Origin of the sequence: Pseudonocardia sp. McavD-2-B, assembly GCF_024124365.1 — a bacterium.
In the GTDB taxonomy this organism is placed as follows: domain Bacteria; phylum Actinomycetota; class Actinomycetes; order Mycobacteriales; family Pseudonocardiaceae; genus Pseudonocardia; species Pseudonocardia alni.
This window is the reverse complement of the sequence record NZ_JAMXSG010000192.1, coordinates 1-11,259: the sequence shown is the minus strand read 5'-3', so window position 1 is coordinate 11,259 and position 11,259 is coordinate 1. Positions and strand designations below refer to the sequence as shown.

Annotated in this window: 10 protein-coding genes and 1 pseudogene; 8 read left to right on the top strand and 3 right to left on the bottom strand. The window is 72.0% G+C overall.

Features of this window, described 5'->3' with window-relative positions:
• The 8 genes and pseudogenes from NH602_RS21680 to NH602_RS21645 form a co-directional block, all read left to right on the top strand.
• A pseudogene (locus NH602_RS21680) lies at positions 1–1,170 on the top strand (hypothetical protein); the annotation flags it as partial.
• Between the two features lie 3 nt (positions 1,171–1,173).
• Entirely contained in the window at positions 1,174–2,028 is an 855-nt protein-coding gene (locus NH602_RS21675) for a hypothetical protein (protein WP_253068763.1), read from the top strand.
• Complete coding sequence (locus NH602_RS21670; RefSeq protein ID WP_253068762.1) at positions 2,028–5,099, top strand: hypothetical protein; 3,072 nt, start codon at positions 2,028–2,030, stop codon at positions 5,097–5,099. Before NH602_RS21675 ends, NH602_RS21670 begins: the two co-directional genes overlap by 1 nt.
• A 20-nt stretch (positions 5,100–5,119) precedes the next feature.
• Positions 5,120–5,443, top strand: a complete 324-nt coding sequence (locus NH602_RS21665; protein WP_253068761.1) for a hypothetical protein — start codon at positions 5,120–5,122, stop codon at positions 5,441–5,443.
• A complete protein-coding gene (locus tag NH602_RS21660) occupies positions 5,431–6,294 on the top strand; it encodes a hypothetical protein (RefSeq protein ID WP_253068760.1) in 864 nt (287 codons plus the stop codon). Before NH602_RS21665 ends, NH602_RS21660 begins: the two co-directional genes overlap by 13 nt.
• On the top strand, positions 6,291–6,497 hold the full coding sequence (locus NH602_RS21655; protein WP_253068759.1) for a hypothetical protein: 207 nt from the start codon (positions 6,291–6,293) through the stop codon (positions 6,495–6,497). The genes NH602_RS21660 and NH602_RS21655 overlap by 4 nt, the downstream gene beginning before the upstream one ends.
• Positions 6,497–7,411 (top strand): CHAP domain-containing protein, encoded by a 915-nt coding sequence (locus NH602_RS21650; protein ID WP_253068758.1) that lies wholly within the window; start codon positions 6,497–6,499, stop codon positions 7,409–7,411. Before NH602_RS21655 ends, NH602_RS21650 begins: the two co-directional genes overlap by 1 nt.
• On the top strand, positions 7,411–7,761 hold the full coding sequence (locus tag NH602_RS21645) for a hypothetical protein (RefSeq protein ID WP_253068757.1): 351 nt from the start codon (positions 7,411–7,413) through the stop codon (positions 7,759–7,761). The genes NH602_RS21650 and NH602_RS21645 overlap by 1 nt, the downstream gene beginning before the upstream one ends.
• A gap of 283 nt (positions 7,762–8,044) precedes the next feature.
• On the opposite strand, the gene NH602_RS21640 is transcribed toward NH602_RS21645, so the two are convergent.
• Genes NH602_RS21640 through NH602_RS21630 form a run of 3 tightly spaced genes read right to left on the bottom strand, consistent with a single transcriptional unit; the run spans position 8,045 to position 11,123 of the window.
• Positions 8,045–10,267, bottom strand: a complete 2,223-nt coding sequence (locus NH602_RS21640) for a hypothetical protein (RefSeq protein WP_253068756.1) — start codon at positions 10,265–10,267, stop codon at positions 8,045–8,047.
• The gene (locus NH602_RS21635; RefSeq protein WP_253068755.1) at positions 10,264–10,443 is read right to left on the bottom strand and encodes a hypothetical protein; all 180 of its coding nucleotides are present in this window, start codon (positions 10,441–10,443) and stop codon (positions 10,264–10,266) included. The genes NH602_RS21640 and NH602_RS21635 overlap by 4 nt, the downstream gene beginning before the upstream one ends.
• A complete protein-coding gene (locus NH602_RS21630; protein WP_308292871.1) occupies positions 10,440–11,123 on the bottom strand; it encodes a DUF2637 domain-containing protein in 684 nt (227 codons plus the stop codon). Before NH602_RS21630 ends, NH602_RS21635 begins: the two co-directional genes overlap by 4 nt.
• Positions 11,124–11,259 lie beyond the last annotated feature (136 nt).

Genomic DNA, 11,259 nt, shown 5'->3' with positions numbered 1-11,259 from the left:
GCGGTCGCGAGCACGACTGTCGCCGCGGCGCAGCTCGCCGCCCGGTGGGTGGTGATGGGGGCCCAGGCGACGGCCCAGGGCGCCCGTTTCGCCCTGGCGTGGCTCGCAACGGCCGGCCCGATGGCTGCCCGCGCGGTCGCGAGCATGGCTGTCGCCGCGGCTCAGATGGCCGCCCGCTGGGCGATGATGGCCGCCGGCGCGATGGCGCGGGCCGCGATCATGGCTGCGGCCTGGGTGGTCGCGATGGGCCCGGTCGGATGGGTGATCGCCGCGGTAGTCGGCCTGGTCGCCCTGATCATCGCGAATTGGGACACCGTCAAGTCGTGGACCATTTCAGCGTGGAATGCGGTAACGCAATTCATCTCGAATGCGTGGGATTCGATCGTCTCGACGGTCAGTTCTTGGATAGCTCGCGCGGTCGCGTTCGTGGTGAACGGCTGGAATCGCGCAAAGGCGATGACGGTATCCGCGTGGGCGTCCCTCGTGGCGACGATCGCATCGTGGATCGCCCGCGCGATAGCCTGGGTCCAGGGCATCCCGGGGCGGGTGCTCTCCGCGCTCGCGAACCTGGGATCTCTGCTGGTCGGATCGGGTCGGGCGCTCGTCGACGGCTTCCTCAGTGGCATCAAGAATGCGTGGGGCAAGGTTGTCGGATGGGTCAAGGACGGAATCGCGAAGGTGCGTTCTCTGTTCCCCTTCTCGCCGGCGAAGGAAGGCCCGTTCTCGGGTAGCGGCTACGTTACCCACTCCGGTAAGGCGATCGCTAGTGACTTCGCCGAATCGCTGCGCGGCGGTATGCCGAACATCATCGCTTCGGCCCGCGACGTCGTCGATTCTGCTCGGCGCGAGTTCGCTGGCGGAATCGACGTGTCGACGCCGATCGCAGCGGCCCGCCGGCGGGGTCTGCCCGGCGACGCGTGGCTCTCGCAGGCCGGCGACAGCGCGACCCGGCGCTACGTCGAGCAGCGCCGCGACCGAGACCGGTCCGGCGAGCAGCTCGACCCGGCCGCGCTGCTCGACGCCGTGCGCTCCGGCGTGCGGGAGGGCGTCAACGGCGCCCGCCTCAACGTCGACGGCCGCGGGGTCGCCCGCATGGTCAACCGACAGAACAGCGCGGACCGGCGCCTCGGTAGCTCGCGCATCCCGACGACGTCGACCCGGAGGGCGTAGGCGATGGCCTGGCATGACCGGTTCCTGCTCGGCCCTCTCGGCGCGATGCGTGAGCTTCCGAGCCCGCCCGCCGGCGGGGGAGTCGACGTCACCCCGGAGCGTCGGGGCGGGGTGTTCGAGGCGCTCGGCGGGTCGGTCGTCGTCGACGTGTGGAACGTGCTCCGGACATGGGAGTTCGAGTGGCCGGAGCGGTTCCCGGCCGAGGTGGACCGGGTGCTGCGCGCCTGGCACGGCCTCGACCGGCGACCGCGCCGGCTGCTCGACCCCATGCACGGGCCGAACCTGCTGACCCTCGACACCTCGACCGTCGGGGCCGCCTCGCGCACCCTGGCGACGTTCGTGCTCGGCTCGCGACCCGTCGCGTTCCGGCCCGTCGTCGAGCCCGTCGCAGACCTCGACGGCGTCGCGGGTGGGCTGCGTTGGTCGGTCCCGGAGAACGTCGCCGACGCGCTCCGGGCCGACGTCCGCCGGCGCGTGCCAGCCCTCGACCGGCCGGTGACGGTCTCGATGTGGGCGCGCGGCGCCGGAACGGCCCGTGCGCAGGCCGTTCCGTACGGCCCGGACGGTCAGGCCGGCGACCCGCACGTCGGTGCTCAGACGACGCTCACGGGCTCGTGGCAGCGCCTCACGGCGACCGCGCCGGCCGGCTCCGGCGAGTCGGTCGTCCCGGGGCTGCACGTCGACTCCGGCGCACCGCGCAACGTCGACACCGTCGGCTGGCAGGCCGAGCACGGCACCGAGGCGTCCGCCTGGTCGCCCGGCGGAGCGTGCCCGGTCGTCGTGCTCACCGGCACCGACTACGGATATCGCCGGCTCAACCGGCGGGTGTTCACCCTGACTCTGCGAGAGGTGGCCTGATGCAGCGGCCGGACGACGAGCAGCTCGCCGCCCACATCGCCGGCGAGGACGGCGAGCGCCGGCCCGCGATGCGGTTCGAGGTGGACTGGACCGGCACCGGCGACTGGCACGACGTCACGCCGGCGGTCGACAAGCTCGAAGTCGAGCGGTCCCTCACCGGCGACCTGCCGGCCGAGGCCGGCCTCATCGACGGCTTCGCCGCGTCGACGTGCCACGTCACCCTGTCCGGCGGGGTCGAGGTCGGCGGCGAGGTCTGGCCGGTCGTCGAGGCGCTCTCGCCGTTCGTGCCCGGGTCGCTGCGCGACGGTCGGCAGCTCGTCCAGGCCCAGGCTCGCGCGTCGCTCGGCATGGTGCTCGACGACGGCCCGGTCCTGCTCCGGCAGTGGACGGGGCCGCTGCGCGAGCTGGCCGCGAAGACCGGCACCGGTGCCGTCGACGTCGAGGGCGTCGACCCGTCGGACCGGCTCCGCGCGCCGATCACCCTGCCGACCTACGCGGAGTTCATCACTCACGCGCACCGCCGGCCCTGGGCGATCACGGTCAACACGCAGTGGCTCGTGGACCACATCCTGCGGGCGAACGGCATCTACGCGAGCCCGCCGACCCGCGACGACGCGATCATCTCGTGTACCGGGCACGGCGGGGTGGTCGCTGAGCGTGGGTTCAACGGCGCCCCGATCTCGATCAACCTGGGCGCGCCGCCCGGGGCCGGCCTCTGGACCGAGGGGTCGCACCCGTGGGGGATGCTCGGCACCCCGGAGAACGCCAGTGGCGGAACCGTCGGCTACCAGGAGTTCTACGGGATCACCGACGGCTTGAACCCGCCGGTCCGCTTCGAGGCCGGCAATGGGGTCGGGTTCTCGTTCTGGCTTCACCTGTCCGACAGCGACGACTTCGGCGCGGACTTCGAGAACCGGCTCATACAGATTCGGCCGACCTTCGAGAAGGACAACCCGAGCGCCGTGCCGCGCCTGTTCCTCAGCTTCCGCAGCGGCGGAGCGATGTACGCCGGCCTGGTCACCGACGGCAACCCCATCCGGGGAACGTCGCTGTTCTACGCCGGCGAGGACCCGTGGTGTTTCGTCGGAGTCCACTACCGGTGGACGTCGGACACGAACATGCAGATCCGGGTCCGCGTGAACGGGCAGACGACGGACTTCAACGTCGCCGGCACACCGGCGGTCAACCCGCCCGTGAACGCCTTCGAGGGCGGCTACCGGCCGTGCCTACAGCTCAACGCGTACATGACCCGGGCGTGGACCAATCTGCAAGCGTGGGTCGGTTACGACCAGCCGCCGGCGTCGGGTCCCTGGCAGGGCGAGATCCACGAGTCGCAAGCCGATATCGGGCGCGGAAACAACGAGCTGCGCTACCTGCCCGACGTCACGAACGCGGACTCGTGGGAGCTACTGAAAGACGCGGTGACCGCAGAGTTCGGCGTGCACACCTTCGACGAGTTCGGGCGCTACGCGTTCCGGCCGCGGACCGACGTCCGTCCGGAGCGGATCGACGTCGCGTTCCACGTCGACGCGAACCTCGCCGACTTCGGGTACTCGACCTCGACCGACAGTGTGCGCAACATCGTCGGCATCACGACCGGCGCGAAGTACCACGCCGGCGAGTTCCAGACCGTGGTGAAGGCCGACGACGTCGAGCAGTTCATCGTTCCCGGCAACTCGACGAGCGTGTTCGAGCTGCCGTGGCCCTACGGCGCGGCCGGCTACCAGTCCGGGACGCTGCCCTACCACAAGAACAAGGACGAGCCGACTGCCTGGCCGGAGTGGGGTAGCAGCGTCGCGCACGGCTTCACCTACTCGTACGAGACCTCACCGGGCAACGGCCGTTGGTGGAACGGGGACAACGACAGCCGGTCGGTCGTCATCCGCTGGGCCCAGATCGACGCACGCACCGTGCAGATCAGGGTGACCAACGGCGGCAACGGCCGTATCCGGCTCGCGACGCCGGCCGACGCCGACGGATCGGGGGCCGGCGAGCCGGCGTTCCGCATCGGCGGGTGGCCCCTGGTCGACGAGCCCGACCACGTCGAGCAGCTCCGCGCGCCGGACGCCCAGATCGCCGCCCAGCTCGGCGAACGCGTGCTCGACCTGGGTAAGACCGACTGGCGGCAGCACCCGCCGGCGCTGCGCCCGGTCGCCCGTGCGCTGCTCTCGGCCCTGTCCCGCGAGGTCGCCGTCCTCGAAGACCTCGACGTCGTCGGGGACCCGCGCGTGCAGGTCGGCGACGTCGCGTCGGTGACCTTCCGCGACCAGCTCGCACCCATCGTCGGCACGGTCGTCACGACCAAGCCGGCGGCCGACGACGAAGGGATCACCGGCTCCGTGTCTGTTCGCCCGCTACCGGCCCCGACGCTCGCGCCCGACGGCTGGTCGTTCTTCGTCGACATCTCGCACTGGCAAGCCGATATCGACCTCGCGCGGGTCGCCGCGGCCGGCTACGCGGGGTGCATCGCCCGGATCGGCCAGGGCGGCGGCGGGCCGAACGGGGAGCGCGGCGAGCTGATCGACGACTGGTGGTTCCGTCACCGCGACGCGGCCCGCACGCTCTGGCCGGACACGTTCGCGGCGTACTGGTACATGGGCGACGCCGAGGCGCCCGAGGCGCAGGCCGCCCGCGCGGCCGACGCCATCGGCGACCTGTCGATCCCGGTCGCGCTCGACTGGGAGGCCTACGGCGGGGACTGGTCGAACGTGCTCGCGGTCCGCGACGCGTTCGTCGACGCCGGCATGCGCGTGACGATGCTCTACACGTCGCAGAGCCACGCGACCCAGAACGGCGCGAGCGGAATCGACTCGGCCGGATTCAATCTGTGGTCGGCCCGCTACCTCAATAGCAATTTCAGCGGGGCGAGCGACCCGGACGACCCGCGCGCTCAGTTCGCACGGAACCAAGCGCAAGGCACGTTCGGTTACGACCCGTACGCCGGTGGAACCGTGCGAGCGCATCAGTTCACCGACTGCGGACTCGTGTACCCGGGGATGGCGATCGACGTCGACTCGTTCCCGGGCAGTCGGGCCGAGCTGTCGGCGCTGTTCCACGGCGACAACCTGTAGGGACGGAGGGCCGCGGCCCAGTGGACAGCGTGATCTCTGCGCTTGTCGGGGCCGCGCCCCAGCTCGGCGGCGCCGGCGTACTCGTGGTCGTGCTCGGACTTCTGATCCGACGCGAGGCGCAAACAAACGAACGGCATGCGTCCGAATTGACGCGGGTCAGTACCGCTCATCAGGCCGAGCTAAGCGCACTGCGCGCGGAAATTGCCGCGCTCCGGGAACAGGTGAGCGGATTGAACGAGATGCTCGACGCGGAACGGCGCGCCCGCTGGCACGCCGAGGACAGCGCGGCGAAGCACCGCCGGCGCGACGACGGACCGGTCGGAGGCCCGCCGTGGCGTGGCTGACGCGGTCGCGGACCCTGCTGCTCGCGCTCGCCGTCCTGGCCGGCGGGCTCGTCGTCGCCGGCGGGGTCTACACCGCGGCCGGTCGGCAGACGGCCGAGACCCAGGCCGAGGCGTTCGCCGACCCGCTGGCCGCGCTGTGCGTCACCGACCGGGCCGCAGCCTTGCGGGTCGGCACCGACTGCCCGGCCGCCGAGCAGGTCGCCCGCGACGGTGCCCGAGCAGCCGCGGACGACGGCGTCGACGGCACCGACGGAGCGGACGGGGCCGACGGTGCACCCGGCCGCGGAGTGCTGCGGACCGAGATCGCCGGCGACCGCCTGGTCGTGACCTACACCGACGGCGAGGCCGTCGACGTCGGCCGCGTCGTCGGGCCGGCCGGCGAAGACGGGGACCAGGGCGAGGCCGGCGACGACGGCCGAGGCATCGCCGGAACCGAGATCACCGACGGCCGACTCGTCGTGACCTACACCGACGGCAGCACCGCCGATCTCGGCCGGGTGGCCGGCGCGAACGGCCGCGGGGTCGCCGGCGTCGCGGCCCGGGACGGCCGGCTACTCGTCACGTTCACCGACGGCGAGGTCGTCGACGCCGGCCCGCTCCCCGCCGGTCCCCAGGGCCGGCCCGGCACCGACGGCGACGACGGCGCGCCCGGCCCGCTGTGCCCGGCCGGCTTCGAGCCCGCCCGCGGCGCCGTCTCGATCGGCGGCACGACGTACGGCTCCGCGGTCGTGTGCGTCGACCCCGCAACCGCCCAGACGCCCGGCACCGACGAGCCGGGCCCATCACCCGAGCCCGACCCGCCCGACGCGGGAGACGGCAACTCAGCCCCCGGAGAGGACCAACCCGGATGAGCTTCGATCCGCACGACCGCCCCATCTACGAGCAGGTGGCCGGCGAGCTGCTGTTCACCCCCGACGGCGACGCCGTGCCGACCCGCGACGCGGGGGCGGATGACGATCTCGTCGTCTGGACCGACAACGGCGACCAGCCCGGCGACCCGGTCGAGCAGCCCCCACAGGACCCGCGGTGGATTCCGCGCGGGGGTGAGCTCTGATGGCGACCGCCGAGCAGGTTCTCGCCATCGCCCGCGGCGAGATCGGCACCGTGCAGGGGGCCGGCGGGACCAACCCCTACGGCCGCGCCTACGGCGTCGACCGGGTCGCCTGGTGCGCACAGTTCGTGTGGTGGGTGTTCCGGCAGGCCGGCGCCGGCGACCTGATCCACCCGAAGACCGCGTACACCCCGACGTCGGCGCAATGGTTCATCGACCGCGGCGCCTACTCGTCGACCCCGCGCGTCGGCGACTGCGTGTACTTCCAGTGGCCGGGAGGCCCGAACCGCATCTCACACATCGGCCTGGTCGAGGCCGTCGAGCGCGACGCCATCGTGACCGTCGAGGGCAACACCACCCCGCCGGCCGGCACCGGCTCCCAGCGCATGGGCGGCGGTGTCTGGCGTCGCCGGCGCGCCCGCAACTCGACCATCCGCGGCTACGGCCAGCCCGCCTACGCGGCCGTGCCGGCGCCGAACTCACCGATCCCGGAGGACGACATGCCCAGCGCCCGCGAGATCGCCGACGCGATCCTCGACACCCCGATTCCGCGCCTCGGCGAGGCGATCCCGGCCGAGCTGCGCGGCGGCCGTACGTCGCTGCGTAACGAGGTCGCGTGGTTGACCAACGCGATGATCCACGCGCCGTGGTCGGCGGCCGGCGCCGGCGGCCAGGTCGCCCAGCGGATCGAGGCTCTCGCCGCGGCCGGCGCGAGCGCGCCCGATGAGGTGCGGCGCCTGCGCGAGCAGCTCGCCGGCGTCGAGCAGCGGATCGGCGCCGCGCTCGGCGGCCTCGACAGCCGGCCCGTCACCGGTGGCGGGTCGGTCGCCGGCGTCGACGTCCGCGCCGAGCTGCGCGCCGCCCTGGCCGAGCTGGGCCCGATGACCCTGACCCTCACACAGAACGGGAACCGCTAATGAACGAGACCGGCTCGAACTACTTCACGTCCGTCATCCGGACCGTCATTCCGACGGCGTGGGGAACGGCGCTCGCGTGGCTCGTTTCGGTCGGCATTCTCGACCAGGCTGTCGCCGACGGTCCGGGCGAGGCGGTCGGCGGTTTCCTGGTGCCGCTGGCGATCGGTCTCTACTACCTCGCGGCACGGTGGATCGACGCCCAGCCGTGGGCGGCCCCGTGGCTGTCCCGGCTGCTGCTCGGCGCCGCGTCCCAGCCGGCCTACGTGCCGCCGGCGTCGCGCTCGACGCAGCCGCCCATCAGCTCGGCGGAGCCGTTCACCGCGGGCTCGGACCGACCGCGCGAGTGGTGACGGGAATCCACCCCTGACGTCCGGTACGAACACCGGACCGACCGCCGCCGGCGCTCAGCTCGCCCAGCCGCGCCGGCGGCGGTCACCTTCACGAGACGGGCCCCCCGTGGTCGGCTTCGAGCCGGCCGCGGGGGGCCCTTTTCGTCGTGTCCGGGGGCAGGGCAGACCGTAGGGCAGACGGTGCGCGGCAGGGCGATCGCCCTCGCCGGTGCCCTACCGGGGTGCCCTGCCCTGACCAGCAACGATGATCGACAGGGCACCCCGCGAGGTCTCGCCGGCGCGCCTACTCCGGCCCGCTTTCGGGCGTCGCCGTGGGGGTGCCGGCGCTGCCCTGACCGTCGCGCCGGGCGAGCGCCTCGGAGACGTCGTCGAGCCGGACGACGCGCTGCCCGTCGGACTTGCGGACCTCGATGCCGTAGTCGCCGAGGACGTTCGACAGCGTGATCGCCGACCACTCCGCGTAGGCCGCCGGATCGTGCTCCGCGAGCCGGCCGAGGACGACCGTCGTGCGGACCCGGGGCTCGTCGCGCATCGCGTCGCGGACGTCGACGAGCGGGTCGGGCACCGGCTCGTCGTCGAGGTCCGGGGCGACGTCCTCACGGCCCGCGCGCCGGCGCAGCTCGACGGCCCGGTCGAGCACCGCGTACGCCTGGTCGGTATCGACGAAATGCGACCGCACGATGATGAACGCCTGCGAATCGGGAATGTCCTCGACCTCACCAGTCAGGACGATTGTTCCGCGGTCCGCGCCGGCCCGGAGATCCTGCGGTCGAGCCCCTCGGTCGGCCGCATCGGCGAGGACCATCTTCGCGGTCTCGGCGTTCGGCACGTTGAGCGATCCGCGGACATGCGCGCCCTCGCGCACCATCACTGGCAGAGTCCGGTTATCGGGCCGCTGTGTCGCCTGGACAAGGTGAATGTTCACCGCTCGCGCCTGATCGTGCAGACGCTTAGCGGCCCGCCACGCGCGAGCGTCATCCTTCGACCCGCCGATCGGATGCGGTGCCCCGTAGAGAACCTGGCACTCGTCGACGAACAGATAGACCGGGTGGAATCCGGAGCCCTTCCGCCGGCTGATCTCCCGGGTGATCGGGCCGACGATGCCGGCAGCCCGCTTCGCCTCATAGCGGCGCGCCATCTCGACGCACGCCTCTTCGAGCATGACGCACGTCGACTCGGCGTGTTCCTCGGCCTGCCCTTCGATCAGGACCGAGGCGCGCTCGCGGAACATCGTCCAGTCGCCATCGCCTTTCAGGTCGGCGATTTGCAGCTCGACCGAGGGGTCGAGCGCGAGGCCCATCGCGACGAGCCGCACGACGGTTGTCTTTCCCTGTTTCGACGTCGCGCCGATCAACCAGTGTTTCTGTAGGAGACCGACCTCGATCTGTTCGGACCGCATCGTCGCGCCGATCGGCAGCCGGTCGGCGAAGACGTCGAACTCGCCGTCGTCGAGCAGCGGCCACGGCGGCGCCGGCTTGTCGAGGGTGCCCTTGTCGGCGATCCAGCAGTCGAGCACGCGGGCGTCCGCGTCCGGGTGGCGTTGCGGCCACACCTCGTGGCGGTGCCGGTTGAGGTTCGCGGCGAGCAGCTCGACGCGCGGCCGGTCGAGCAGCTCGACCGCGGCGACGCCGATCGGTAGGCGCACCTGGAAGTAGGTCCCGCCGCCCTGCTCTCGCGGGTTCACCAGGAAATCGAGGGACTGCCCGTCTTTCAGTAGAGCCTTGGACAGCGCCGCGATTTTCAGATTTGCCAGCGCGAGCGTGACGCCGTCCGACGTGATGACCGAGTCCGCCTCGGCCTTCTCGTCGGCCGTCATCAACCAATGCGGAGTAGCAGCGACACTCTTGCCCTCGACCCATGCGGCGAACGCGACGGCCGGCACGGAGAGATAGAGAGCGACCGTTCCGAGCCGTTTTATCCACGTCCAGAGGTCGCCGAAGAATCCGCCGACCGCATCCCAGTACGAGAGCCACCCGAAACCGCCCGGGGTGAGCCACGCACCGATCCCGCAGACGAGCAGAATAAATCCGACGAGCAGGAACGCGGCGCCGGCCATGAGCACGATTGAGAGCAACTCGCGCGGCAATGCGAGGATGCGTTTCTGCCGACTGTCCTTCGCCTTGTCGAGCCGGTCGACCCATTCGGCGTACGCCTCGCGGTCGCCGTTCACGCGGGCAAGTCGAATCTGCTCGCGGTACCCGCCGAACGTCGCCGTCATCGCGAGCCGGCGGGCCCAGTTGAAAGCGCCCTGACTGGCCGTGTACCCGGCACGGGCCGTCTGCCGGCTCGCGCGTCCCGCGGCGCGCTTCGCCTTCGCCGCCGGCGACGTCGAGGGCAGGTTCGTCACGACGTGCACGGCCGACCGGCAGCGCCGGCCGACGAGCCCCAGCGCGCCGTGCCGGTGCCCGCGCTCGGCGACCGGGGCGGCCGGCTCGCCGGCGGGCTCCGCGTCGATCACGAACGGCTCGTCGGCGGGGGAGTGGGGGCGTTCCTCCGTGGTGGTCATCGCCGTTTCTTCCCCTTCCGCTTTTTCTTCGTGGCGGGGGTGAGTTTCATCGAATAGGACCCGTCCTTATTGCGGACGATGAATCCGCCGACCATCGTCCGGACCGGTTTCGAGAACGCGGAGACGATCACGACCGCGACGACGATCGAGAGCAGGACGGCGGCCCCGGTGCTCACTGGCCGGCCTCTGCGGTCGAGCGCTGGTCGGGCTGCGGCTCGTCGGCGACGACCGAGACGACCACGGGCCGACCGGCGTTCCGGCGCAACTTCGAGGCCCGGGTCGCGCCGACGCCGTAGCGGCGCACGACCCGGTCGCGGCCGGGCATCTCGCCGAGGCTCTCGGCCCAGGCGCGGAGGTCGGCGACGAGCGCGTCGTCCGGGGCGTCGCTGGTCAGCCGGTGGTCGGGCGTGCGGTCGGGTTGGTCGGGCTCGTCGGTCGAGTCCGGGTCGCCCTGGTCGTCGTCGCGGTCGGGTCGGTCGGGCTCGCGGCTCACGAGCACCGCGAGGTGCACGACCGCGCCGAGTGCGACCGGTGGCACGGCGGAGATCACGACGGCGATCGGCCAGGGCACCGGGCCGTCGTGCTGGGCGACGGCGAACGCGTGGTAGCCGTTGCCGACCACGGTCGCGCCGATCGCCGACCAGGCCGACCAGCGGGCGACCCGAATAGCGTCGTCATTCGCGCGCCGGCGGAGCCACACAATCGACGCGGCGACCGCGAACGCGTCCACAGACAACGGGAACAGATAGGCGAGCCGGAGCGGGAAGCCGAACAGCTCGGCGGTTCCGCGGATACCGGCCAGATACGCGAGGTCGGCCAGCGCCGCGAAGCTCATCACGAACGCGGCGGTACCGATGCCGGCGAGCAGTGAGCCTTTGCCAACCTGATGGACGAGCAGGTCAGCTGGCGTGCGGCGTGGCGTGACCTCGAAAGGGTGAAGCTCCTGGTAGACGGGCGATTGCCTAGATCAATCCGCCTGACCAGGAGCTTCA